This is a genomic window from Serratia sp. HRI (assembly GCF_010119335.3).
Classification (GTDB): Bacteria; Pseudomonadota; Gammaproteobacteria; order Enterobacterales; family Enterobacteriaceae; genus Serratia; species Serratia nevei.
The window spans coordinates 3,354,359-3,377,723 of record NZ_CP083690.1; the positions used below are offsets into that span (position 1 = coordinate 3,354,359).

Here is a 23,365-nt window from a genome sequence, read left to right on the forward strand (position 1 = left end):
TCAGGCGCGCCGTTTTTCCGATAACGCCAGCCACGCCTGTACCGACGGACGCTGCCACTGCTTGTGCGCATAGTGGCGCACGCGCTCCGGCACCGGATCGCCGTGCATCACCAGCCGGTTGAGCATCAGCGCCAGATCGGTGTCGGCGATGCACCACTCCCTGAACAGATTGTCCTGCCCGTGGCTCAGCAGTTTTTCCACGGCGGCGATCAGCTTGCGCGCGGCCTCCTGCGCGGCTTCGGACAGCGGCGGGAACTTGCCGTTGTTGAACACCACTTCGGTCGAGCGCTCGGCGCGGATCGGCAGCAGATCGCTGCGCAGCCAGGCCTGGATCTCGCGCGCCTTGGCGCGCAGCTTCACGTCGCGCGGATAAACGGCGTGGGCCGGGTGGATGTCTTCCAGGTATTCGGCGATCGCCGAAGACTCCGAGAGCTGAAACTCGCCGATCGCCAGCGTCGGCACCCGGCGGGTGAGCGACAGCGCCGCGTAGGCCGCCTCTTTGTTCTCTTCTTTCGCCAGATCCACCGGCTTCACGGTGAACGGAATGCCTTTTTCCGTCAGCACGACAAAGGCGGACATGGCGTACGGGCTGAAAAATTCACTGTCGGTATAAAGCTCGGTGATCGGTTGAGACATCGGCGGTTCCTCGGGGTTAAGGGGGGAACATTCATCATTGTCGAGGGGAGGCTAAAAATCAATCTGTTAGCAAAAAGTTCTTGGGCGGCGCGGTTTCCGGTGCCGTGAGCTCCTTCAGGATGATGTGATATATTTGTTGCCAACACGTGAATTGAGCCGTATTGGGTAACATGAAGACGCAGTGGATAGAACGAGTAAAAGTGGGATGCGCGCGCCTGTGGCCGCACCCGCTGGCGGTGGGCAAGCGAGAGATGCTGATTTCCAGCGTCGGCGCCGGTTTGGGGCTGATGCTCGCCGGCTGGATCAGCCACTTTATTTTGGGCGAGGTGAACCTGTGGTTTATCGCGCCGATGGGCGCCTCGGCGGTGCTGCTGTTCGGCGTGCCCAACAGCCCGCTGGCGCAGCCCTGGTCGATCGTCGGCGGCAATGCGCTGGCGGCGACGGTGGGTGTCTGCGCCGGTCTGCTGATCCCCGATCCGGGCCTGGCCTGCGGCGTTGCGGCGGCGGTGGCCATCGGCCTGATGTTCAAGCTGCGCTGCCTGCATCCCCCGGGTGGCGCGGTGGCGCTGACCGCCATCCTCGGCGGCCCCGGCATTCACCAGATGGGCTACCACTTCGTGCTGTACCCGGTGCTGCTGAACTCGGTGCTGCTGGCGGCGCTGGCCATTCTGTTCAATAACCTGGCCGGGCGACGCTACCCGCACGCGCTGGCGCCGGCGGAGGCCAAACCGGCCAATCTGCCGATCGATGCCGTTTCCATCACCCGCGCCGATCTGCACGAGGCGCTGATGGAGGGGGATCTGTTCGATATTGACGAGGACGATCTGCAGGAGATCCTGCTGCGCGCCGAGCAGCTGGCGCATCAGCGGCAAAGCAAGACCGCCTGATCAGCCCAGCGTTTTGCGGTAAAACACCACCCGCTCCGTTTCGGCAAAGCCCAGCGCCGCATGCAGGCGCTGGGAGTCCAGATTGGCGATGTCGGTATCCGACGCCAGCTCGCTGCACCCCTGCTGCTTCGCCCACTCCTGCACCTGTGCGATTAAGCGCGCGGCCCAGCCCTGGCGGCGGGCGCCCTCGACGGTATAAATCCCTTCCAAAAACGCCACCGGCGACGATTCGCAGCCGTTGACGTAATCGTAGCGCAGCGCGACCTCGGCAAAGCCAACGAAAGCGCCGTCCAGCCCCCGCGCCATAAACGCGGAGTGGTGCGGTGAAGCCAGTATCTCGCGCATTTCCGCGCGGTGATCTTCAGGCGAGCTGGAGGGCCACAGCGCGGTGCGCAGCGCCAGCCAGGCGTCGAGGTTGTCGTGGTCGCAGATGACGATCATGCGGGGCCCTTATGAGTCGGAATAAATCAGGAATGCCGAAAGAGAAGTGTGGCACGGCGGCGGGAAACAAAAAAGTCATTATGGCGGGACTTTCTAAGAGGATGAAAGAGATGTGTTGATATTTTAGGCGAAGTTGGTATAGGGTACGGCCAGCGTGCTTATAAGGGATTGTTATGGATGCGAAAGCCGTAGCTCAAGGAATTCTTGAGGGAATAGAGTCTTTACCAAGGGGCATTGCCTATAGTGCTCGTAGGACATGGCAGGGAGCAGGGCTCGGCGGCCGAGAGCTTAAGCACCGCAATTAAATTGAAACGGAACGATTTATTAAGGTCGTTCGTGCTGGCTATGGTATCGAAACCCCGCTGCGTGAGCTGATAGTGGTGATTATCCGTGACTGCTATCAGCGAATGGATCTGCAAACACAAATTGCGCTAAGCCAAAAATTAAACCATGCAGAGGGTTATCTTACAGGACGTATGGGGACGCAGTTCATTCTGGTTCAGCAAATCACACACCATATTTTGAAAAAGGTTATCGGCAGCACACTTTTCAAATGGGTATTCAAAGGTGTCACCATTGCTGGGCTAAACATCATTATTTTACAAGGAATTATTGAACAGGCCGCCGTTTCTTCGCGTCGTTTGCGGGAACAATATCCCTCAACGTACCATAAGCTCACGCCACGAAATTTGGACATGATCTACTTTCTGGCGGAGGAGTATCTTGAACCCTTTGTTGCCTATACCAGCAAATCGAAAATGTTCTGTGAAGGTGTGAATCATGAGCTATCTAAAGTCTTGGGGCAGTAAGCTCGGTAAAGGATTGTCGCACCTTGTGGAAGCGATTTTGGGCGGGATATTTTCTGTCGCTGCGTTTGGCTCACTGTTCTGGTTCGACGAATGGTGGCAACGAATTCTGAGCGCGGTAATATTCCTGTTGCTGGTGTTTGTCACTATTGCTTTGTGTAGCCTTGTGAGAGGCGAGCGATAGCGGATAGATCAATCAAAAGCCAGCGGTTGGATTTTAACTAATGATCAAGTGATGATGACTTCCTATCGTTAAGTAATAAAATCAATGAACTGGCTAAAATCCTTTCTTGTGAAGTTCGTTAAATTTGTTGGCCGGCAAACTGCTGACTTGGCTGAGTCCATAGTCATTGGCCTGTTCTCTATAGCGGCATTTGTTGCCTTGTTCTGGTTTGATGAGTGGTGGAAATCTATCGCTGCGGCTGTCGCGATCTTCTTTGCCGGCTTCCTGGTGAGCCTGGCTATAGGCTGGTTAAGAGGGGAAAGATAACTGATAGTGCCGGCATTACCGCCGCCATTTTGCCGCCACTGCGAGCAAAAAATAAAAAAGCCACTTCGAGGGAAGTGGCTTTTTTATATGATTTTAAAGCTAAAATTTGGTGGCCCCTGTTGGGTTTGAACCAACGACCAAGCGATTATGAGTCGCCTGCTCTAACCACTGAGCTAAGGGGCCAAGCCGCGAGATTATAGGGAATCCTTAAGCGGCGGTCTACAGTTACCCGCCCGTATGTTGCTTTTCTGCACAGTTCTAGCCTGTTGTAATTGCTGGCGGATTTTGCGATAACCGCAGTAAATCCCTGCAATGGACTCACAATACTCATGGAACTTCTGGCGCCTGGCCTGCGGGTGGTGTTTTGCGGCATCAACCCCGGCCTTTCTTCCGCCCATCAGGGCTACCCTTTCGCCAACGGCAGCAACCGCTTCTGGAAGGTGATCCATCAGGCCGGCTTTACCGAGAGCCAGTTGGCACCGGAGCAGTGGCAGCAGCTGAAGGATAACGGCTGCGGCATTACCGCGCTGGTGGCGCGCCCGACGGTGGCGGCCAGCGAGCTGTCGCGCGACGAGCTGCGCAGCGGTGGCGAGGTGCTGCAAGAGAAAATCCTGCGCTATCAGCCGCGCGCGCTGGCGATTTTGGGCAAGCAGGCGTTCGCCACCGCCTTCGGGGTGAAAAACGCGCCCTGGGGCAAGCAGGCGCTGACGCTGGGGTGGGGGAAACCGAGGTGTGGGTATTGCCTAACCCCAGCGGATTGAACCGCGCCACGCTGGAGCAGCTTACCGCCAGCTATCGCGAGCTGTTCCTGGCGTTGCAATGATGTGGCGGGGCGTATTCAGAGCTGGTTGCCTGAACGCCAGAGATATACCACGACGCTATCCGTATGGGTTGAGTCATTGACCCGTTTACTGCCGATTAAGCACGTTGCACAACTCACCGGCCTGCACTGGCATACGGTCAAGAATATCGACTACCGGCGTCTGCTGCGGGAACGAACAGAGCCGCAGCGCCATACCCTCCGCCGTCTGGTGATGGATGAGTTCGCCCTGTTCAAAGGACATCGCTATGCCACCGTGGTGATGGATGCGGATACGCAACAGGTGTTGTGGGTGGGCGAAGGCCGCAGCAGAGCGGCCTTCCGCCCCTTCTTCGTCTGGCTGGGCGCTGAAGGCTGTGCTGCTATCCAGTCTGTCGCCATGGATATGAATACGGCGTTAGACCTGGAGGTCAGGCATCACTGCCCGCAGGCGGAAGTGGTCTATGACTTGTTCCATGTGGTGGCAAAGTATGGCCGGGAGGTTATCGACCGGGTCCGCGTCGACCAGGCCAATCAACTCCGCATAAAAAAACCCCGGCAGGCCGGGGTTTTTGTTTTTGGTGCGGCAGCCGGACTTAGTCGTCCAGGAAGCTGCGCAGCACTTCGGAGCGGCTTGGGTGACGCAGCTTACGCAGCGCCTTGGCTTCGATCTGACGAATACGCTCACGGGTAACGTCAAACTGCTTGCCTACCTCTTCCAGCGTGTGATCGGTGTTCATGTCGATGCCGAAACGCATGCGCAGCACTTTCGCTTCGCGCGCGGTCAGGCCGGCCAGCACATCGTGGGTGGCGGAACGCAGGCTTTCCGAGGTCGCGGAGTCCAGCGGCAGCTCGAGGGTGGTATCCTCGATGAAGTCGCCCAGATGCGAATCTTCGTCGTCGCCGATCGGCGTTTCCATCGAGATTGGCTCTTTGGCGATCTTCAGCACCTTGCGGATCTTGTCTTCCGGCATCAGCATGCGCTCGGCCAGCTCTTCCGGCGTCGGCTCGCGGCCCATCTCTTGCAGCATCTGGCGCGAAATACGGTTGAGCTTGTTGATGGTCTCAATCATATGCACCGGAATACGGATGGTGCGCGCCTGGTCGGCGATGGAGCGGGTGATAGCCTGACGGATCCACCAGGTGGCGTACGTCGAGAACTTGTAGCCGCGGCGGTATTCGAACTTGTCTACCGCTTTCATCAGGCCGATGTTGCCTTCCTGGATCAGATCCAGGAACTGCAGGCCGCGGTTGGTGTATTTCTTGGCGATAGAAATAACCAGACGCAGGTTGGCCTCAACCATCTCTTTCTTCGCGCGGCGGGCTTTCGCTTCACCGATCGACATGCGACGGTTGATGTCTTTGACCTGCTCAATGGTCAGGCCGGTTTCTTCTTCGATCTGACGCAGTTTCTGCAGGCTGCGCTGCACGTCTTCAGCCACGTCTTTCAGCTTTTCCGACCATGGCTTGGCCATCGCCAGCGCGGCTTCGAACCAGGAATCGCTGGTTTCGTTGCCGGCGAACAGGGTGACGAAGTTTTTCTTCGGCATTTTGCACTGTTCAACGCACAGCTTCATGATGATGCGTTCCTGGGTGCGAACGCGGTCCATCATGGTGCGCATGCTGTTGACCAGGAAGTCGAACTGCTTCGGCACCAGGCGGAACTGCTTGAACACTTCAGACAGCTTCAGGATCTCGTCCGCAGCGCTGGCGTGGCTGCGGCCGTTCTTCTTGATCACCAGACGCGTCGCTTCATACTGATCGCGCAGCTCGGCGAACTTCTGACGCGCCAGCTCAGGATCGATGCTGTTGTCGTCTTCGGTATCGTCGTCTTCAGCATCCTCATCTTCGTCGTCGTCGTCTTGCTCTTCGCTCGACAGTTCAGAACCGATGTGGGTGGCGGTTGGGGCGATGTCCTCTTCCGCGTTAGGATCGACGAAGCCGGTGATCAGATCGGACAGGCGCGCTTCGCCCGCTTCGACGCGATCGTACTGCTCAAGCAGGTAGGTAATGGCTTCCGGGTATTCGGCAACCGAGCACTGAACCTGGTTGATGCCGTCTTCGATGCGCTTGGCGATGTCGATTTCACCTTCGCGCGTCAGCAGTTCGACGGTACCCATTTCGCGCATGTACATGCGCACCGGGTCGGTGGTGCGGCCGATTTCGGATTCCACGCTGGACAGAACCTGTGCGGCGGCTTCTTCCGCATCTTCGTCCGTGCTGTTCGAGTTTTCGGCGAGCAGCAGGTCATCGGCGTCCGGTGCTTCTTCCATCACCTGGATGCCCATGTCGTTAATCATCTGGATGATGTCTTCGATCTGATCGGAGTCGACGATATCTTCCGGCAGATGGTCATTGACCTCAGCATAGGTCAGATAGCCTTGCTCCTTACCACGGGTGACAAGTAGCTTCAGCTGTGACTGCGGGTTTTGCTCCATAAGACGGTATCCACACTTCAGAGTATTTAGGTTGGTGTCGGTCGGCGAAACCGCCAACAATAGCATTTGGGGCGTTTTCGTTATCGCCGCGGCCCACTATGGCGGCACTGTGCAGGGCTCTGCCCTCGCAATTATCGGCACTTAAGCCGTTTGGTATTCAGTTTTTCTTCGCTAAAACCTGGTTGAGAGAACGGACTTCTTCACGTTCCTCCGGGCTCAGGCCGCGCGTTCTGGCCTGGGCGATCAGCGTTTCCAGCCGTTGCTCGAGCACCGAGTCGTACAGGCTGGCCAACGTATCCAAAAAGGTCTGTTCGACCATGTCCTCAACGATCATATGGTTCCATGTCGCCAAGGTTTCAAGCTGCTGGCTGAATTTGTTGTCGCGATACAGCTCCAGCAATTGCCCGGTTGTCAGGCCCGGCTGCGCCAAACAGGTCTGCACCAGTTCGACGAACAGCGGCAATCCCGCCTGTTTGGTCTGCTCCAGCCCTTCAAGCGAAGGGATAAGTGTAGCCAACTGCGGATTTTGCACCAGTAACCCTATCAGTATACGCATGGTTGTGCGTTTTAGCTGGGGCGCCTGATAAGGATTCGCATTTTCCGCCTGCTTGGGCATCAGCTTGTCGAGCTGGCTGTCGTCCAGCAGCCCCAGCTTGTTGCCGAGCTCCTGGCGCAGGTACAAGCGCAACGTTTCGCCCGGCACCTGAGTAATCAGCGGCAGCGCCAGCGTGCTCAGCTTGGCGCGCCCGTCCGGGCTGCTCAGATCCACCTGCGGCAGCAGGCTTTCGAACAGGAACGTGGACAGCGGCTGCGCCTGCTCCATTCGCTGTTCGAAGGCTTCTTTGCCTTCTTTGCGCACCAGGGTGTCCGGATCTTCGCCGTCGGGCAAAAACATGAACCGCAGCTGGCGCCCGTCGTTCAGGTACGGCAGCGCGGTTTCCAGCGCCCGCCATGCCGCCTCGCGGCCGGCGCGGTCGCCGTCGTAACAGCAGACGACGTTGTCGGTGGCGCGGAACAGCAGCTGAATGTGTTCAGCCGTCGTCGAGGTTCCGAGCGAGGCGACGGCATAATCGATGCCGAATTGCGCCAACGCCACCACGTCCATATACCCTTCCACCACCAGCAGCCGCTGGAGGGTAGGGTGATTCTGCTGTGCTTCATACAGACCGTACAGCTGGCGGCCCTTATGGAAAACTTCGGTTTCCGGCGAGTTCAGGTACTTCGGCATACCGTCACCCAATACGCGGCCGCCGAAGGCGATCACGCGCCCACGCTTGTCGCGGATGGGGAACATCACCCGTTCGCGGAAACGGTCGTACGAACGCCCCTGATCGTTAGTCACCAGCATGCCGGCATCGTTCAATGCGCGGCGCGAGTCGGCATCGCGGCCGAAACGCTTCAGGGCGTTGTCCCATCCCGCCGGCGCGAAGCCGATGGCGAAATGGCGAATAACGTCGTCACTTAATCCGCGCTGCTGCAAATAGCTGCGCGCCGGCGCTCCGGAGGACTGCTGCAGTGACTGTTGATAGAACGCGCTGAGCTGCTCCATCAGTTGGTACAGGCTCTGGCGCTGATGGCGTTCGATCTGGGTTGGCCCGGTGCCCGCTTCGTAAGGCACTTCCAGCCCGTGCATGGTCGCCAGCTCTTCGATGGTTTCGACAAACTCGAGTCGGTCGTAATTCATCAAAAAATCGACGGCGTTGCCGTGCGCACCACACCCAAAACAGTGATAAAACTGCTTTTCGCCATTAACGGTAAAGGAAGGCGTCTTTTCGTGGTGGAACGGACAGCACGCGTGGTAGTTCTTGCCTTGCTTCTTGAGCTTCACGCGAGCGTCGATCAGGTCGACGATGTCGGTGCGAGCCAGCAAGTCATTGATAAATACGCGCGGAATTCGTCCAGCCATAAGCCCTTACTTCATTAGCCTATAAACGAGAACAAGCCGCGCATTCCTTTCGGAAAGCACGGCCTTCGTATGCAACTACTCGGTCTGCGCGATTTTGAAAATCAGAAATTCACGCGGTGGGGTTGCCCCCGAAGAATTAATACAGACGAGTGCGGCGTGCGTTTTCGCGAGCCAGTTTCTTCGCGTGACGTTTCACAGCAGAAGCTTTAGCGCGTTTACGTTCGGTAGTTGGTTTTTCATAAAACTCACGACGACGAACTTCAGCTAAAACACCCGCTTTTTCGCAAGAGCGTTTGAAACGACGCAGAGCAACGTCAAATGGCTCGTTTTCACGTACTTTAATTACCGGCATGTGCCTCTCACCTCAATAAAATTCGGTTTGTTGCTGGCCAAGCGCCAGCCTTTTCAAAATGGTGCGGAATTTTACTCCAATGGATGCTGCTTTGTAAAGCATCACCGCAAATTGAAACCCGCGTCGCTCTGCCGCAACGTGCGCAATTTTGCACCGGGCGCTGATTATAGACTAATCAGAAAAAAATGCTCGTGTTTAATCGCCCGGGCATTTTCTGGATGAATCATCGACATAGGTGCGAGCCGGTGACAAGATGCGCGGCACCGGCGGTAAATGCGGCGGAATGTGGTAGACTGGCGGCCGCACGTGAATGATGGGAAATGTAATGCGAGTACTGGGTATAGAAACGTCCTGCGATGAAACCGGAATTGCAGTGTATGACGATCAAACCGGTTTGTTGGCCAACCAATTATACAGCCAGGTGAAGCTGCACGCCGACTACGGCGGCGTGGTGCCGGAACTGGCCTCCCGCGATCACGTGCGCAAAACCGTGCCGCTGATTCAGGCGGCGCTGAAAGAGGCCAACCTGACCCCGGCCGACATCGACGGCGTGGCCTACACCGCCGGGCCGGGCCTGGTGGGGGCGCTGCTGGTCGGCGCTACCGTGGGGCGCGCGCTGGCGTTCGCCTGGAACGTGCCGGCGGTGCCGGTGCACCATATGGAAGGCCACCTGCTGGCGCCGATGCTGGAAGACAACCCGCCGGCGTTCCCGTTCGTCGCGCTGCTGGTCTCCGGCGGCCATACTCAGCTGATTAGCGTCACCGGCATCGGTGAGTATGAACTGCTGGGCGAATCGATCGATGATGCCGCCGGCGAAGCGTTCGACAAAACCGCCAAGCTGCTCGGCCTGGATTACCCCGGCGGGCCGATGCTGTCGAAGATGGCGCAGCAGGGCACGGAGGGGCGTTTCACCTTCCCGCGGCCGATGACCGATCGTCCGGGCCTGGACTTCAGCTTCTCCGGGCTGAAAACCTTCGCCGCCAACACCATTCGCTCCAACGGCAACGACGATCAGACGCGTGCCGACATCGCCCGCGCCTTCGAGGATGCGGTGGTGGATACGCTGGCAATCAAGTGCAAACGCGCGTTGGAGCAGACCGGTTTTAAACGCCTGGTGATGGCCGGCGGCGTGAGCGCCAACCGCACGTTGCGCGCCAAGCTGGCGGAGATGATGCACAAGCGCGGTGGGGAAGTATTCTATGCCCGCCCGGAATTTTGCACCGACAACGGCGCGATGATCGCCTATGCCGGCATGGTGCGCCTGAAGAGCGGCGCCAACCCGGAGCTGAGCGTTTCGGTGCGGCCGCGCTGGCCGCTGGCGGAACTGCCTGCGGTATAAAGCAAAGGGCCGGATAATCCGGCCCTTCTGTTATTCGTCTTTCGGCTGGTCGCCGTTATCCGCATCCGCCTGGTTTTTCTTCTTGCGGAACTTGCCCCAGATCTTACCTTCCTGGCCGCGCCACAGGCGCTGAATATTGTCGTGATGCCGCATCAGGATCAGGCATGAGAGCATCGCCACCGGGAAGGTGAACTGCGGTTTGAACCACCAGACGTAGAACGGGGCGATCAGCGCGCTGACGATGGCGCCGAGCGAAGAGTAGCCGCTGAGCAGCACCGTCAGCAGCCAGGTGCCGGTCATCAGGCCGGTCAGATCCCAGCCAATAGGTGCGATGGCGCCAAACGCCGTCGCTACGCCCTTACCGCCGCGGAAGTGGAAGAACACCGGATAGATGTGCCCCAGGCAGGCGGCGATCGCCGTCAGGCCGAGGTACAGCGGCGGCACATCGAGTTTGTAGGCCAGCCAGACCGGCAACATCCCTTTCAGAATATCGAATACCAGCACCGCCGCTGCCGCCAGCCGGCCGCCGATGCGCAGGACGTTGGTCGCCCCGGGATTTCCTGAGCCATGTTCACGCGGATCCGGCAGCCTGGCGATCCGGCAAACCAGGATCGCGCTGGAAATCGAGCCGCACAGATACGCGAAGATAATCATGCCAAGCGCGGTAGCACTCATAACGCGGTTCCGTTTAATAATGGTCGTTTTACTCGCAACATCTATGGATAATACGCACATTCCGCTGGAAGTGGTATCCGGCAAGGCCAAAAACAGAGAATGACGTGATGGATATCGTATTTATTGAAGAGCTTACCGTAATTACCACCATTGGCGTTTATGAGTGGGAACAGGGCATTCGTCAGAAGCTGGTGTTCGATATCGAAATGGGCTGGAATAACCGGCCGGCCGCCGCCAGCGACGACGTAACTGACTGTCTGAGCTATGCCGACGTCAGCGACGCCGTGATCCAGCACGTGGAGTCGAACCGTTTTGCGCTGGTGGAGCGAGTGGCAGAGGAAATATCCGAAATTTTGCTTCAGCGCTTCAATTCCCCCTGGGTCCGTATTAAGGTCAGCAAACCGGGCGCTGTAGCACATGCCAGTCGGGTCGGCGTGATCATTGAGCGCGGCACTCGTCCCGCATGATTTTATGTCATCTGCTTGCAACGAAAGACCGTTAAGCTGGTCTTGATCCTGAGAATTGTTTTAGCGGCACTGTCTTTAAGCATTGCCGCTTTTTTATGTGATAGCCGTTTTTTTATGGGGTGAGCGAAGCACATGGCAGACATGCATTCACTGTTTATTGCGTTTGTTCTTGGGGTTGTTGAGGGATTAACCGAATTTCTGCCGGTTTCTTCCACCGGGCATATGATCATCGTCGGCGAGTGGCTGGGCTTTACCGGCGACAAAGCCAAAACCTTTGAAGTCATTATCCAGCTGGGGTCGATCCTGGCCGTCGTCGTGATGTTCTGGCGCCGGCTGTTCGGCCTGATCGGCATCCATTTCGGCGGCAAGCCGGTGGAGCACGAGGGCAAAACCAGTGGCCAGCTGAAGCTGGGGCACATCCTGTTGGCGATGATCCCGGCGGTGGTGCTGGGCCTGGCCTTCCATGATTTCATCAAGTCGCTGTTCGCGCCGAAAAACGTGATGTACGCGTTGGTGGTCGGCGGCCTGCTGCTGTTGGCGGCGGAATGGCTAAAGCCGAAGAAACCGAGCGCGGAAGGGCTGGATGACATCACCTACCGCCAGGCGTTCATGATCGGCTGCTTCCAGTGCCTGGCGCTGTGGCCGGGCTTCTCCCGTTCGGGTTCCACTATCGCCGGCGGTATGCTGGTGGGCGTGAACCGCTATGCGGCGTCCGAGTTCTCCTTCATCCTGGCGGTGCCGATGATGATTGGCGCCAGCGGCCTGGATCTGTACAAGAGCCTGCACTTCCTGACCTGGGGCGATCTGCCGATGTTTGCCGTCGGTTTCATTACGGCCTTCGTGGTGGCGCTGATTGCGATCAAGACCTTCCTGTCGCTGATCAAACGCATCTCGTTCGTGCCGTTCGCCATCTACCGCTTTATCGTGGCAGCCGTGGTTTACATGGTATTCCTGTAAGCCCGACGCCAAGAAAAAACCCCGCTCTGCGGGGTTTTTTTATGCCTGATCGTTGATAATCGTTTGGCTGAGTTTCCAGTCGGCCAGCGCCTGCTGGCGGCGGCGTTTGAGCTCGTCGCGGATCGCGGTGCCCTGCAGCCCGCTGGCCACCACTTCTTTGATAGATACCGCGTTCGCCACCTGATACGCCTGGCGCAGATAGTCGCCCTGCGGATAAGGGTTCTCCTCAAAGCCGGTGCGGCCGCGCGCGTCCGCTTCGCTGGTCAGGATCATTTGCTCCAGCCTTTGGGGCTTGCGCCAGACGTCGATGGCGTCGAACAGCTTCAGCAGGGTTTCCGGGCGCAGCTTGTCCACGGTGTGGATCAGGTCATGGTACTCGGCCACCAGCTTGCTCAGATCGCGCACCGGGTTGGGCACCCGCAGCCGCTGGCACAGGGCTTCGACCAGCCGCACGCCCGCCGGGCCGTGGCCGTGGTGATGCGGCCAGAATTCTTTCGGCGTCAATCCTTTGCCGAGGTCATGGCACAGGGTGGCGAAGCGCACGTCCACCTCCGGCGTGAGGCGGGCGGCAATCGCCAGCGCCATCAGCGTGTGCACGCCGGTGTCGATCTCCGGGTGCCACTTGGCGGGGGCCGGTACGCCGAACAGCGCGTCGATTTCCGGGAACAGCACCGCCAGCGCATCGCAGTCGCGCAACACCTGAAAATAGACCTGCGGGCTCTGGCTTTGCAGCGCCTTTTCGGTTTCCTTCCAGACGCGTTCGGCGGTCAGCGCAGCCAGTTCACCGCCGTGCGCCATTTGGCGCATCAGCGCGAGCGTTTCGTCGGCGATGTGAAAACCCAGGTGGGCGAAGCGGGCAGCGAAGCGGGCCACGCGCAGCACGCGCAGCGGATCTTCGCCGAACGCGTCTGAAACGTGGCGCAGCACGCGCGCTTGCAGATCGGCTACGCCGCCGTAAGGATCAATCAGTTCCCCTTCGGCGGAGCGGGCGATGGCGTTGATGGTCAGATCGCGCCGCAGCAGATCTTCTTCCAGCGTCACGTCCGGCGCGGCATAGCAGGTAAAACCGGTGTACCCCTGGCCGGATTTGCGCTCGGTGCGCGCCAGCGCGTACTCCTCATGAGAATCGGGGTTGAGGAACACCGGGAAATCTTTGCCGACCTGCTGATAGCCCAATGCCAGCAGCTCCGCCGGCGTGGCGCCCACCACCACCCAATCATGATCGACCACCGGAATGTCGAGCAGGCTGTCGCGAACGGCGCCGCCGACCAGATAAATCTGCACTGTTGACTCCTGAATATCGTGTAAGGCTCTGTCTATCAGATTACATGAATTGGCCGCGGGATGTCGGCACCAATGAAAAGGGCGCCCGCAGGCGCCCACACTCAAACTGAACGATACTGAGATCAGTTCATCCAGCGGTTATTGTTCTTGCGGCGCGGGATCAGGTGCGGCAACAGCAGACCCAGCAGCAAACCGACGCCGGCGACGCCGCCGCCGTACATGAACCACTGCAGGATAATGGTGCGCTGCTTGTCGTCGAGCTGCAGGTTAACGGCGTTGACCTTCTTCTGCGCGACCACCAGCTGGTTTTTCAGATCCTGGTTTTCCTTCTGCAGGCTGCTGATGGTGCTGTCGCTGCCCGCGACTTTCTCCTGCATTTCCGAGGTGCGCTGGTTCCAGGTGTTGTCGATGTTGGCCAGCTTGTCGGTCAGGGTTTTCACCTGCTGTTCCAGCTCGGGCACGCGAGTGCGCAGGCTTGGCGTCTGGCTGAGCTGGTCGAGCGGGATCCAGGTGGTGCGGCCTTTCGGATCGCGGATCTGGCCGTAGTTGGTGCTGTCGTTGACGCCCAGCAGGGTGACTTCTTCACCGGCGTTCAGAGTGCCGACAATACGGTACTGATTACCTGGGCCGCTATGGACGTAAGTGCTTAACTCATCGGAGATATAGCGTTTATCTTCGGCATGTGCGGCCCAAGTGATGCTGAAGCTCAGCGCGGCAAGGCAAATCAGGCGTAATTTCTGCATTAGTTCATCGTTTCTGGGTGAATTTATGGAACGATAGTAGAGCGTTCAGTCTGACGACGCAACGCCAAAACCGGAATGAGAACTATCTTACTGTGGCTGATTCTGTGAGTTGCGCAGCGTTTTATAACGTAACAGGTTTTTTCTACAGTTAGCAGGGTTAAGGCGCCGGGAATCGCGGTAAGATAATGGCAACTGTGCGTCATTGGGCAGCATACGGCGGGCCGAACGCGCCGCGCTGAAACCGACGCGAATGCGTAACTTATTGGTGTTAAAGAATTATGACCGTTGAAATTGAACTGAAATTCATCGCCGCGCCGCAAGCGGTGGCCGCTCTGCCACAATGGCTCGCCGCCTGGCCGCATCAGCATTCCGCGCCGCAAAAGCTGACCAACATTTACTTCGAAACGGCCGACAACGTCCTGCGCCGTCACGACATGGGGCTGCGGATTCGCGGTTTCGACGATCGCTATGAGATGACCATCAAAACCGCCGGTAAAGTGGTGGGCGGCCTGCACCAGCGCCCGGAATACAATGTCGCTATCGCCGAACCGCAGCTGGCGTTGGCGCAGTTCCCTGCCGACATCTGGCCGCAGGATTGCGATATCGCGGCGCTGCAGCAGGCGTTGCAGCCGCTGTTCCGTACCGATTTCGTGCGAGAGAAGTGGGTGGTTACTTACGGCCAAAGCGAGATCGAGATTGGTCTGGACCAAGGCGAGGTGCGTGCCGGTGACCTCAGCGAAGCCCTGAGCGAGATAGAGCTGGAGCTGCTGAACGGCAATACTGCCGATCTGCTGGCGTTGGCCGGTGAGCTGGCGGCGCACGGCGGGCTGCGTCAGGGCAGCCTGAGCAAGGCGGCGCGCGGTTACCACCTGGCACAGGGCAATCCGCCGCGCCAGGTGCGCCCGCTACGGGTGTTGAAGCCGGCGGCGAAGGCGACCGTGGAGCAGGGGATGATCGCCGCCTTCGAGCTGGCGCTGAGCCACTGGCAGTACCACGAAGAGCTGTGGCTGCGCGGTGACGCGCAGGCGCGCGCTTCGGTGATTGAGGCGGTCGGAACGATCCGCCAGGCGCTGGTGATCTTCGGCGGTTTGGTGCCGCGCAAGGCCAGCGCCGATCTGCGCGCCCGCTTGACCGAGCTCGAGCCGCTGTTGGCGGACAAAGCCGCGCAACCAGATACCCTGTGCTACAGCACGGCCTATCTGCAATGTAAGTTGGCGCTCACATCATGGCTGGTGAGCGGCGCCTGGCGGCCGTTTATCGATGCCAAAGCGCAGGCCAAGCTGGACGGTTCTTTCAAACGCTTCAGCGACATCATGCTGGGGCGCAGCGGTGCGGAGCTGAAAGAAGCCTTCAGCCGTACGCTGAACGAAGATGAATATCAGGAACAATTGCCGCGCCTGACGCGTCAGATTTCGGCGCTGGTCCTGCTGTCGGGCGCCTACCCCGACGAGCAGACCGGGCCTTATATCGAGGCCTGGCGCGAGCTGCAGGCAGCGCTGAGCGAGCGCCGCCAGGGTTGGTATGAAGCCAGCCGCAAACAGGCCTTATCGCATGCGCCATTCTGGTTAAACGGCGCGCTTCGTTAATCCAGCCGGCCCGCCAGCCGTGGGCCGCAGAACGGGTCATACACTATGTCGCCACTTTCAGCCGCGTTGCAGGCTCAGGCACAGCAGGTTGTGCAGCGTTTTCAGGAAGTTCACGGCGCGGACTGCGCCTTTAGCGAACAGGAGCAGTGGGTGCTGGCGTCGAGCGACTTCGTCAGCGACGCGCTGCTTGCCCAGCCGGCCTGGCTGGCGACGCTGCGCGAACAGCCGCCGGCGCCCGGCGAGTGGCAACACTATGCCGCCTGGTTGCAGGACGAGCTGGAAGAGGTGCGCGATGAGGCGCAGCTGATGCGCACGCTGCGTCTGTTCCGCCGTGAAACGCTGGTGCGCATTGCCTGGGCGCAGGCTCAGGGGCTGTGTTCGACCGAAGAAACGCTGCTGCAGCTGAGCGGATTGGCGGAAACGCTGATCGTCAGCGCGCGCGACTGGCTGTACCAAACCTGCTGCCGTGAGTGGGGCACGCCGTGCAACGCCGCCGGTGAACCGCAGCCGCTGCTGATCCTCGGCATGGGTAAGCTGGGCGGCGGCGAGCTGAATTTCTCGTCGGATATCGATCTGATCTTCGCCTACCCGGAAAACGGCCAGACCCAGGGCGGGCGGCGCGAGCTGGACAATGCCCAGTTCTTCACCCGCCTCGGCCAGCGGCTGATCAAGGCGCTGGATCAGCAGACCATTGACGGCTTCGTCTATCGCGTCGACATGCGGCTGCGGCCGTTCGGCGACAGCGGCCCATTGGTGATGAGCTTTGCGGCGCTGGAAGATTACTATCAGGAGCAGGGGCGCGACTGGGAACGTTATGCGATGGTGAAGGCGCGCCTGATGGGCGGCGCGGAAGACGCCTACAGCCAGGAGCTGCGCAAAACGCTGCGGCCATTCGTGTTCCGCCGCTATATCGATTTCAGCGTCATCCAGTCGCTGCGCAACATGAAGGGCATGATCGCCCGTGAAGTGCGGCGTCGCGGCCTGAAGGACAACATCAAGCTGGGTGCCGGCGGCATTCGCGAAATCGAATTCATCACCCAGGTATTCCAGCTGATCCGCGGCGGCCGCGAGCCGGCGCTGCAGGGGCGTTCGCTGCTGCCGACGCTGCAGGCGGTGGGTGAACTGGGGCTGCTGGAGGCCGAGCAGGTGCGGGCGCTGAGCGCCGCTTACCTGTTCCTGCGGCGGCTGGAGAATCTGCTGCAGGCGATCGGCGATCAGCAAACCCAGACGCTGCCGCAGGATGCGCTCGATCAGGCGCGGCTGGCCTACGGCATGGGGCTGGCGGATTGGCCGGCGCTGATGGCGACGCTGGACGTGCACATGCAGGCGGTGCGGGCGGTGTTCGATGACCTGATCGGCGACGATAGCCCGGATGTCGGTGAAGATCCCGACTACCAACACTACCACAGCCTGTGGCAGGACGCGCTGGAGGAAAACGAGCTGGCGCCGCTGACGCCGCACCTGGACGAAGAGGGGCGCCGACAGATGCTGCGCACCATCGCCGATTTCCGCCACGACGTCGACAAACGCACCATCGGCCCGCGCGGCCGCGACGTGCTCGATCAGCTGATGCCGCGCCTGCTGGCGGAGGTATGCCCGCGCCAGGACGCGCCGACCGCGCTGGTGCGGCTGGCGCAGCTGCTGCTCAGCATCGTCACCCGTACCACCTACCTCGAACTGTTGGTGGAGTATCACGCGGCGCTCAGCCATCTGATCCGCCTGTGCGCCGCGTCGCCGATGGTCGCCAACCAGCTGTCGCGCTACCCGCTGTTGCTGGACGAACTGCTGGATCCGGCCACGCTGTATCAGCCGGTGGCGCTGGACGCCTACCGCAGCGAGCTGCGCCAGTACCTGCTGCGGGTGCCGGAAGACGACGAAGAGCAAAAGCTGGAGGCGCTGCGCCAGTTCAAGCAGGCGCAGCAGCTGCGCATCGCCGCGGCGGATATCGCCGGCGCGCTGCCGGTGATGAAAGTGAGCGACCACCTGACTTATCTGGCGGAGGCGATCATCGACGCGGTGGTGCAGCAGGCCTGGAGCGACATGGTGGCGCGCTACGGCCAACCGACCCATCTGCAGGAGCGCGACGGGCGCGGCTTTGCGGTGATCGGCTACGGCAAGCTGGGCGGCTGGGAGCTGGGTTACAGTTCCGATCTCGATCTGGTATTCCTGCTGGATTGCCCGCCGGAGGTGATGACCGACGGCGATCGCTGCATCGACGGCCGGCAGTTCTACCTGCGGTTGGCGCAGCGGGTGATGCATCTGTTCAGCACCCGCACCTCCTCCGGCATTCTGTATGAGGTGGACGCCCGCCTGCGGCCTTCCGGCGCTGCGGGAATGCTGGTCAGCACCGTTGAGGCGTTCGCCGATTACCAGCAAAACGAAGCCTGGACCTGGGAACATCAGGCCCTGGTGCGCGCGCGCATCGTGCATGGCGACCCGGCGCTGCATCAGCAGTTCGATGCGATCCGGCGCGAGATCCTGTGCAAAACGCGCGATGCGGAGATCCTGAAGCGCGAAGTGCGCGAGATGCGCGAAAAGATGCGCAACCATCTCGGTAACAAGCAGCGCGATCTGTTTGATATCAAAACCGATGAGGGCGGCATTACCGACATCGAATTTATCGCCCAATATCTGGTCTTACGCTATGCGCCGGGTGAACCGCGGCTGACGCGTTGGTCGGACAACGTGCGCATCTTCGAGCTGATGGCCAATTACGACATCATGCCGGAAGAGGAGGCGCGCGCGCTGACCCAGGCCTATGTCACCATGCGCGATGAGATCCACCATCTGGCGTTGCAGGAGCATTCCGGCAAGGTCGGCAGCGGGCTGTTCGTCGCCGAGCGCGAGCAGGTGCGCACCAGCTGGGCCAAATGGCTGGATTAATACCTTTTTGCGGGTATTCCGGCGGTCTGTGGTAATATCTGCGCCACTAAAATTTTGTACTTTTTTGGAGTTATCGGATGAAAGTTACGCTGCCTGATTTTCGCCGCGCCGGTGTGCTGGTGGTCGGTGACGTCATGTTGGATCGCTATTGGTATGGGCCGACCAGCCGCATTTCACCGGAAGCCCCGGTGCCGGTGGTCAAGGTCGATACCATCGAAGAGCGTCCCGGCGGCGCGGCTAACGTGGCGATGAACATTGCTTCGCTGGGGGCCACTTCCCGTCTGGTGGGCCTGACCGGCATCGACGATGCGGCGCGGGCGCTGAGCGCCAAGCTGAATGAAGTCAACGTGCGCTGCGACTTCGTCTCGGTGCCGACCCATCCGACCATCACCAAGCTGCGCGTGCTGTCGCGCAACCAGCAGCTGATCCGTCTCGATTTCGAAGAAGGCTTCTCCAACGTCGATCCGCAGCCGATGCTGGAGCGCATTCAGCAGGCGCTGCCGCAGATCGGCGCGCTGGTGCTGTCCGATTACGCCAAGGGCGCGCTCAGCCAGGTGCAGGGGATGATCCAACTGGCGCGCGCCGCCAGGGTGCCGGTGCTGATCGATCCGAAAGGCTCTGACTTCGAGCGCTATCGCGGCGCGACGCTGCTGACGCCAAACCTGTCCGAGTTCGAAGCGGTGGTGGGCCACTGCAAGGATGAGGCGGAACTGGTGGAACGCGGCATGAAGCTGGTGGCGGATTTTGAGCTGTCAGCGCTGCTGGTTACCCGTTCCGAACACGGCATGACGCTGCTGCAGCCGGGCGTTGAACCGCTGCATTTACCGACCCAGGCGCAGGAAGTGTTCGATGTGACCGGCGCAGGTGACACTGTGATCGGCGTGCTGGCCGCCTCGCTGGCCGCCGGTAACTCGCTGGAAGAGTCCTGCTTCCTGGCCAACGCCGCCGCTGGCGTGGTGGTGGGCAAGCTTGGCACCTCTACCGTGTCGCCCATCGAGCTGGAAAACGCGGTGCGCGGCCGGGCCGAAACCGGTTTTGGCGTGATGACCGAAGCGCAGTTGAAACACGCCGTCGCGCAGGCGCGTCAGCGCGGCGAGAAAGTGGTGATGACCAACGGCATCTTCGACATTCTGCATGCTGGCCACGTCTCTTATCTGGCCAACGCCCGCAAGCTGGGCGATCGTCTGATCGTGGCGGTGAACAGCGACGCCTCGACCAAGCGCCTTAAAGGGGAAACACGCCCGGTCAACGCGCTGGAGAACCGCATGATCGTGCTGGGCGCGCTGGAAGCGGTGGATTGGGTAGTGCCGTTCGAAGAGGATACGCCGCAGCGCTTGATCGCCGACATTCTGCCGGATCTGCTGGTGAAAGGCGGTGATTACAAACCGGAAGAGATTGCCGGCAGTGCGGAAGTGTGGGCCAACGGCGGCGATGTCAAAGTGCTGAACTTTGAAGACGGGCTGTCGACCACCAACATCATCAAAGCGATCAAAAACGGGCGCGGCTAACGCCGGGCGACCTAAAGAACAAGGGCGCGCTGTGCGCGCCCTTGGCGGGAATTATTCGTCTTCCTGTTTGGCGGCTGGTGTCGCGCTCAGTTTGCTTTCCAGCTCGGCCATGCGCTGTTCCAACAGCGCCAGCTTCTCGCGGGTGCGCAACAGCACCTGAGTCTGTACGTCGAACTCTTCGCGGTTAACCAAATCCAGGCGGGTCAGCTGCGACTGCAGGACCTGACGGATTTTTTTCTCAACGTCTTCCCCGAATTCACGAACGCCTTTAGGCATGGACTCATGAACCTGGCGTGCGATTTGTTCGATTTTTTTCGGGTCAATCATGGCGTATCCCTTTCAGAGTTTAATAGCTGCCGCTTAGTGTAATGCGAGTTGCCCGCGGGATAAACCATTAAGCGCATTCGCCGTGCGTGGCCGAATTGTGCTTTTGCCAATTGCCCTGCCTACCCATTAGCGTTATAGTCATCCTGCTTATTCTCAGGGCGGGGTGAAAGTCCCCACCGGCGGTAAATCACCTTCTACGGTGAAAGCCCGCGAGCGCTCAGCCAGCCTGTCAGGGCCGGTTAGAGGTCAGCAGATCCGGTGTAATTCCGGGGCCGACGGTTATAGTCCGGATGGGAGAGAGTAACGGTATCTGCCGGGCTTGCGCCCGCTTGCGTTATTTTTTTAGCTATTGCTAGCTACTCCTCAAGATCGCCCTGGTTCTGGTAATCCATAATTTTTAATGAGGTTTTTTACCATGAATCAGACGCTACTTTCAGACTTCGGCACGCCGACAGAACGCGTTGAACGCGCGATTGACGCACTGCGCAACGGGCGTGGTGTAATGGTGCTCGATGATGAAAACCGTGAAAACGAAGGTGACATGATCTTCGCCGCGGAAACCATGACCGTTGAGCAGATGGCGCTGACCATTCGCCACGGCAGCGGTATCGTGTGCCTGTGCATCACCGAAGAACGCCGTCAGCAGCTTGAGCTGCCGATGATGGTGACCAACAACTCCAGCCAATTCCAGACCGCCTTCACCGTGACCATTGAAGCGGCGCAGGGCGTGACCACCGGGGTTTCCGCTTCCGATCGCCTGACCACCATCCGTGCGGCGGTGGCAGACAGCGCCAAGCCGAGCGATCTGAACCGTCCGGGCCACGTATTCCCGCTGCGCGCGCAGCCGGGTGGCGTGCTGAGCCGTCGCGGCCACACCGAAGCGACCATCGATCTGGTTTCCATGGCCGGTTTCAAACCTGCCGGCGTGCTGTGTGAACTGACCAACGACGATGGCAGCATGGCGCACGCGCCGGAAGTGATCGCCTTCGCCAAACAGCACGACATGGTGGTGCTGACCATCGAAGATCTGGTGGCCTACCGCCAGGCGCACGAGAAAAAAGCCAGCTGATAGCCGGCCGCTTTCAACGATAAAAAAGCCGCGTAACGCGGCTTTTTTTGTGGCTACCGTTTTGACAGGCGTTCGCCGATGCGGCTGGCGTAATTCATCACGTGGAAGGTGTAGTTCTCCTCTACCGTGCCCTGGAACAGATGGGCCCAGGGGCCGATAGCGTAGATGCCGAGATCTTCCCCGCCGTGGGTCTCGCTTTTCAGCGGCACCAGCGCCGGCTGAATAAAGTCGGGCGCGGTGGCCTGCTCCATGGTCAATGCCGGGCGTTCGGCCAGCGGGATCGTGCCGCCGGGGCCATTGGCGAAGCCGATAGTGGTGTAAGGCTTGTCGTCGCTGCCCAGCAACGGTTTGCCGTTGACCCCCACGGAAATGCCGAGGATAGGATTACCCCGCTTGGCATAGCCGGCGATGGTGAGCGTGTGGCTGTGATCGCCGGTCACGATTACCAGGGTTTCGTCCAGATTGACCCTGTCGACGATGGTTTTCACCGCCTCGTTCAGGGCGACTGCGTCGCTCAGCGTGCGGTAGGCGTTACCGTTGTGGCTGCCGTGATCGATGCGTCCACTCTCCACCAACAGCAGGTAGCCTTCGGGGTTCTTGGCCAGAATATCGATGGCCTTGCCGGTCATTTCCGCCAGCGAAGGTTCTCCCGCCGCGTCTTGCCGCCGATCGTGCTCGAAGTTCATGTGTGACGGCTCAAACAGGGCCAACAGGTGGTCGACCTTACCCGGCTCGATTTTGTCGAACTGCGCCTGATTCCATACGTATTGTCCTCGCTCGCCATAGCGTTGTAGCCAGGCCTGCGTCAGATCGCGGCCATCCTTTCTGGCGCCTGTCTTGCCGGGGTATTCCGGGTCGCTCACGCTGTCGGGCAGGAAGTTGGCGCGCCCGCCGCCCATTGCCACGTTGAGGCCGTTGCCGTACTTCATTTCCACCAGTTGGCGCGCGATGTCGCGGCAACCTGCGGCCAGGGCCGCTGCCGGCATTTTGGCGTCGGATTCCCAATCGCGGTTGGCGATATGGGCATAGGTGGCGCCCGGCGTGGCGTGGGTGATGGTCGCGGTCGTCACGGCGCCGGTGGACATGCCGAGCGTTGCGGCCATCTCCCACAGCGTGGTGACGGCCTTGGTTTGCTGATCCTCGCAATTATTGAGGGCAGCCGTGTGGTTGAGGCCCATCAGATCGTTGATGGTTTTGACGCCGGTAGTCATCGCCACTGCGCTGGGCGCGGAGTCGGTGATTTGGGCGTCGGCGGAGTAGGTTTTGGCCGCCGCCAGATAGGGGAAGGCCTCCCAGGCCAGCACGTTGGATTCGCCGTCCACGCCGCGCTGCTGCCCCTCAAAAATGCGGGCGGCGGTCACGGTGGAAAACCCCATGCCGTCGCCGACCACCAGAATGACGTTTTTGGCGCGGTTGGTGTTTGGCGTCTGTTTCAGCCGCTGTTGCAGCTGAGCTTGCGCCTGAAGGAAGTAAGGGTCTTCGCGCTGCGTCAGCTGCGCGTTGTCCGCTGCGCCGGCGGTTGCCGTACAGCCGGCGAATAAGGACATGGAAAGCGCCAGGCGGGTTGCCAGTGTGAGTCTGAACATGAATTCCTCCTTGGTGAGACGTAATTCCCATCGCGCGGCGGGGCTGTCGGCACCCGTCGGCAGAGGAGGAGTGTATAGATTGTGTTAACAAAAAATACATAAATTGTTCACAAATTGGATCTGTGTGGCAGTAATGCCATGACATTCACGGTTGTTATTAATCTATTGATATATATAATTTTTTTT

The 23,365-nt window shown here is 59.8% G+C and carries 20 protein-coding genes, 1 tRNA gene, 2 pseudogenes and 1 riboswitch; of the genes and pseudogenes, 12 read left to right on the top strand and 11 right to left on the bottom strand.

Annotated elements, in window-relative coordinates:
• Positions 1 to 636 carry a glutathione transferase gene (gene yfcF / locus GF111_RS16100; RefSeq protein WP_004937171.1) on the bottom strand — a complete coding sequence of 212 codons (636 nt, stop codon included), beginning with the start codon at positions 634 to 636 and terminating at the stop codon, positions 1 to 3.
• A 170-nt stretch (positions 637 to 806) separates the two neighbouring features.
• Between yfcF and GF111_RS16105 the strand changes: the two genes are divergently transcribed.
• The gene (locus GF111_RS16105) at positions 807 to 1,523 is read left to right on the top strand and encodes an HPP family protein (protein ID WP_038879532.1); all 717 of its coding nucleotides are present in this window, start codon (positions 807 to 809) and stop codon (positions 1,521 to 1,523) included.
• Here GF111_RS16105 and aac(6') read toward each other — a convergent pair whose 3' ends face one another.
• Positions 1,524 to 1,964: an aminoglycoside 6'-N-acetyltransferase gene (aac(6'), locus tag GF111_RS16110; protein WP_047729810.1), complete on the bottom strand. Its 441-nt coding sequence runs from the start codon at positions 1,962 to 1,964 to the stop codon at positions 1,524 to 1,526.
• 377 nt (positions 1,965 to 2,341) lie between these two features.
• On the opposite strand from aac(6'), the gene GF111_RS16115 reads away from it, so the two are divergent.
• Positions 2,342 to 2,773: a hypothetical protein gene (locus GF111_RS16115; RefSeq protein ID WP_080491005.1), complete on the top strand. Its 432-nt coding sequence runs from the start codon at positions 2,342 to 2,344 to the stop codon at positions 2,771 to 2,773.
• 265 nt (positions 2,774 to 3,038) lie between these two features.
• Positions 3,039 to 3,260: a hypothetical protein gene (locus GF111_RS16120; RefSeq protein WP_033651283.1), complete on the top strand. Its 222-nt coding sequence runs from the start codon at positions 3,039 to 3,041 to the stop codon at positions 3,258 to 3,260.
• A 107-nt stretch (positions 3,261 to 3,367) separates the two neighbouring features.
• On the opposite strand, the gene GF111_RS16125 is transcribed toward GF111_RS16120, so the two are convergent.
• A tRNA-Ile gene (locus tag GF111_RS16125) sits at positions 3,368 to 3,443 on the bottom strand.
• 146 nt (positions 3,444 to 3,589) lie between these two features.
• Here GF111_RS16125 and mug point away from each other — a divergent pair.
• Both mug and GF111_RS16135 read left to right on the top strand, forming a co-directional pair.
• Positions 3,590 to 4,083, top strand: a pseudogene (gene mug / locus GF111_RS16130) (G/U mismatch-specific DNA glycosylase).
• Positions 4,034 to 4,615: pseudogene (locus tag GF111_RS16135) on the top strand (transposase); the annotation flags it as partial. The pseudogenes mug and GF111_RS16135, both read left to right, overlap by 50 nt.
• A 40-nt stretch (positions 4,616 to 4,655) precedes the next feature.
• On the opposite strand, the gene rpoD reads toward GF111_RS16135, so the two are convergent.
• The 3 genes from rpoD to rpsU all read right to left on the bottom strand — a co-directional run bounded on the left by rpoD (position 4,656) and on the right by rpsU (position 8,755).
• Positions 4,656 to 6,497: an RNA polymerase sigma factor RpoD gene (gene rpoD, locus GF111_RS16140; protein ID WP_038879518.1), complete on the bottom strand. Its 1,842-nt coding sequence runs from the start codon at positions 6,495 to 6,497 to the stop codon at positions 4,656 to 4,658.
• A 157-nt stretch (positions 6,498 to 6,654) separates the two neighbouring features.
• Positions 6,655 to 8,403 (bottom strand): DNA primase, encoded by a 1,749-nt coding sequence (gene dnaG / locus GF111_RS16145; RefSeq protein ID WP_025304325.1) that lies wholly within the window; start codon positions 8,401 to 8,403, stop codon positions 6,655 to 6,657.
• Between the two features lie 136 nt (positions 8,404 to 8,539).
• Complete coding sequence (gene rpsU, locus GF111_RS16150) at positions 8,540 to 8,755, bottom strand: 30S ribosomal protein S21 (RefSeq protein ID WP_001144069.1); 216 nt, start codon at positions 8,753 to 8,755, stop codon at positions 8,540 to 8,542.
• Positions 8,756 to 9,080: 325 nt separating this feature from the next.
• Between rpsU and tsaD the strand changes: the two genes are divergently transcribed.
• On the top strand, positions 9,081 to 10,094 hold the full coding sequence (tsaD, locus tag GF111_RS16155; protein WP_038879514.1) for a tRNA (adenosine(37)-N6)-threonylcarbamoyltransferase complex transferase subunit TsaD: 1,014 nt from the start codon (positions 9,081 to 9,083) through the stop codon (positions 10,092 to 10,094).
• Between the two features lie 30 nt (positions 10,095 to 10,124).
• On the opposite strand, the gene plsY is transcribed toward tsaD, so the two are convergent.
• The gene (gene plsY / locus GF111_RS16160; RefSeq protein ID WP_047729813.1) at positions 10,125 to 10,769 is read right to left on the bottom strand and encodes a glycerol-3-phosphate 1-O-acyltransferase PlsY; all 645 of its coding nucleotides are present in this window, start codon (positions 10,767 to 10,769) and stop codon (positions 10,125 to 10,127) included.
• A gap of 107 nt (positions 10,770 to 10,876) precedes the next feature.
• Between plsY and folB the strand changes: the two genes are divergently transcribed.
• Together folB and bacA are read left to right on the top strand one after the other, a co-directional pair.
• Positions 10,877 to 11,236 carry a bifunctional dihydroneopterin aldolase/7,8-dihydroneopterin epimerase gene (folB, locus tag GF111_RS16165; RefSeq protein WP_102779485.1) on the top strand — a complete coding sequence of 120 codons (360 nt, stop codon included), beginning with the start codon at positions 10,877 to 10,879 and terminating at the stop codon, positions 11,234 to 11,236.
• 132 nt (positions 11,237 to 11,368) lie between these two features.
• A complete protein-coding gene (gene bacA / locus GF111_RS16170; protein ID WP_025160107.1) occupies positions 11,369 to 12,193 on the top strand; it encodes an undecaprenyl-diphosphate phosphatase in 825 nt (274 codons plus the stop codon).
• 39 nt (positions 12,194 to 12,232) lie between these two features.
• Here bacA and GF111_RS16175 read toward each other — a convergent pair whose 3' ends face one another.
• Positions 12,233 to 13,477: a multifunctional CCA addition/repair protein gene (locus GF111_RS16175; protein ID WP_038879508.1), complete on the bottom strand. Its 1,245-nt coding sequence runs from the start codon at positions 13,475 to 13,477 to the stop codon at positions 12,233 to 12,235.
• Positions 13,478 to 13,599: 122 nt separating this feature from the next.
• Positions 13,600 to 14,220 carry a TIGR04211 family SH3 domain-containing protein gene (locus GF111_RS16180; protein WP_147190163.1) on the bottom strand — a complete coding sequence of 207 codons (621 nt, stop codon included), beginning with the start codon at positions 14,218 to 14,220 and terminating at the stop codon, positions 13,600 to 13,602.
• A gap of 278 nt (positions 14,221 to 14,498) precedes the next feature.
• On the opposite strand from GF111_RS16180, the gene GF111_RS16185 reads away from it, so the two are divergent.
• The 3 genes from GF111_RS16185 (at position 14,499) to hldE (ending at position 20,197) form a co-directional block, all read left to right on the top strand.
• Positions 14,499 to 15,806: an inorganic triphosphatase gene (locus tag GF111_RS16185; protein ID WP_048234941.1), complete on the top strand. Its 1,308-nt coding sequence runs from the start codon at positions 14,499 to 14,501 to the stop codon at positions 15,804 to 15,806.
• Positions 15,807 to 15,851: 45 nt separating this feature from the next.
• On the top strand, positions 15,852 to 18,689 hold the full coding sequence (glnE, locus tag GF111_RS16190; protein WP_038879501.1) for a bifunctional [glutamate--ammonia ligase]-adenylyl-L-tyrosine phosphorylase/[glutamate--ammonia-ligase] adenylyltransferase: 2,838 nt from the start codon (positions 15,852 to 15,854) through the stop codon (positions 18,687 to 18,689).
• Between the two features lie 77 nt (positions 18,690 to 18,766).
• Positions 18,767 to 20,197 carry a bifunctional D-glycero-beta-D-manno-heptose-7-phosphate kinase/D-glycero-beta-D-manno-heptose 1-phosphate adenylyltransferase HldE gene (gene hldE / locus GF111_RS16195; RefSeq protein ID WP_047729816.1) on the top strand — a complete coding sequence of 477 codons (1,431 nt, stop codon included), beginning with the start codon at positions 18,767 to 18,769 and terminating at the stop codon, positions 20,195 to 20,197.
• 51 nt (positions 20,198 to 20,248) lie between these two features.
• Here the strand turns inward: hldE and ubiK are convergent, their stop codons facing one another.
• Positions 20,249 to 20,524, bottom strand: a complete 276-nt coding sequence (gene ubiK / locus GF111_RS16200) for a ubiquinone biosynthesis accessory factor UbiK (RefSeq protein ID WP_038879493.1) — start codon at positions 20,522 to 20,524, stop codon at positions 20,249 to 20,251.
• A 145-nt stretch (positions 20,525 to 20,669) separates the two neighbouring features.
• Positions 20,670 to 20,830, top strand: a riboswitch (FMN riboswitch).
• Positions 20,831 to 20,939: 109 nt separating this feature from the next.
• On the opposite strand from ubiK, the gene ribB reads away from it, so the two are divergent.
• The gene (gene ribB / locus GF111_RS16205; RefSeq protein ID WP_033636071.1) at positions 20,940 to 21,593 is read left to right on the top strand and encodes a 3,4-dihydroxy-2-butanone-4-phosphate synthase; all 654 of its coding nucleotides are present in this window, start codon (positions 20,940 to 20,942) and stop codon (positions 21,591 to 21,593) included.
• 53 nt (positions 21,594 to 21,646) lie between these two features.
• On the opposite strand, the gene GF111_RS16210 is transcribed toward ribB, so the two are convergent.
• The gene (locus GF111_RS16210; protein WP_080491117.1) at positions 21,647 to 23,179 is read right to left on the bottom strand and encodes an alkaline phosphatase; all 1,533 of its coding nucleotides are present in this window, start codon (positions 23,177 to 23,179) and stop codon (positions 21,647 to 21,649) included.
• Positions 23,180 to 23,365 lie beyond the last annotated feature (186 nt).

What these genes read in the sequence shown, in the direction of transcription:
- yfcF (WP_004937171.1), bottom strand. Translation starts at nt 636, where the DNA reads ATGTCTCAACCGATCACCGAGCTTTATACCGACAGTGAATTTTTCAGC.
- GF111_RS16105 (WP_038879532.1), top strand. Translation starts at nt 807, where the DNA reads ATGAAGACGCAGTGGATAGAACGAGTAAAAGTGGGATGCGCGCGCCTG.
- GF111_RS16120 (WP_033651283.1), top strand. Translation starts at nt 3,039, where the DNA reads ATGAACTGGCTAAAATCCTTTCTTGTGAAGTTCGTTAAATTTGTTGGC.
- rpoD (WP_038879518.1), bottom strand. Translation starts at nt 6,497, where the DNA reads ATGGAGCAAAACCCGCAGTCACAGCTGAAGCTACTTGTCACCCGTGGT.
- dnaG (WP_025304325.1), bottom strand. Translation starts at nt 8,403, where the DNA reads ATGGCTGGACGAATTCCGCGCGTATTTATCAATGACTTGCTGGCTCGC.
- rpsU (WP_001144069.1), bottom strand. Translation starts at nt 8,755, where the DNA reads ATGCCGGTAATTAAAGTACGTGAAAACGAGCCATTTGACGTTGCTCTG.
- tsaD (WP_038879514.1), top strand. Translation starts at nt 9,081, where the DNA reads ATGCGAGTACTGGGTATAGAAACGTCCTGCGATGAAACCGGAATTGCA.
- plsY (WP_047729813.1), bottom strand. Translation starts at nt 10,769, where the DNA reads ATGAGTGCTACCGCGCTTGGCATGATTATCTTCGCGTATCTGTGCGGC.
- folB (WP_102779485.1), top strand. Translation starts at nt 10,877, where the DNA reads ATGGATATCGTATTTATTGAAGAGCTTACCGTAATTACCACCATTGGC.
- bacA (WP_025160107.1), top strand. Translation starts at nt 11,369, where the DNA reads ATGGCAGACATGCATTCACTGTTTATTGCGTTTGTTCTTGGGGTTGTT.
- GF111_RS16180 (WP_147190163.1), bottom strand. Translation starts at nt 14,220, where the DNA reads ATGCAGAAATTACGCCTGATTTGCCTTGCCGCGCTGAGCTTCAGCATC.
- GF111_RS16185 (WP_048234941.1), top strand. Translation starts at nt 14,499, where the DNA reads ATGACCGTTGAAATTGAACTGAAATTCATCGCCGCGCCGCAAGCGGTG.
- glnE (WP_038879501.1), top strand. Translation starts at nt 15,852, where the DNA reads ATGTCGCCACTTTCAGCCGCGTTGCAGGCTCAGGCACAGCAGGTTGTG.
- hldE (WP_047729816.1), top strand. Translation starts at nt 18,767, where the DNA reads ATGAAAGTTACGCTGCCTGATTTTCGCCGCGCCGGTGTGCTGGTGGTC.
- ubiK (WP_038879493.1), bottom strand. Translation starts at nt 20,524, where the DNA reads ATGATTGACCCGAAAAAAATCGAACAAATCGCACGCCAGGTTCATGAG.
- ribB (WP_033636071.1), top strand. Translation starts at nt 20,940, where the DNA reads ATGAATCAGACGCTACTTTCAGACTTCGGCACGCCGACAGAACGCGTT.
- GF111_RS16210 (WP_080491117.1), bottom strand. Translation starts at nt 23,179, where the DNA reads ATGTTCAGACTCACACTGGCAACCCGCCTGGCGCTTTCCATGTCCTTA.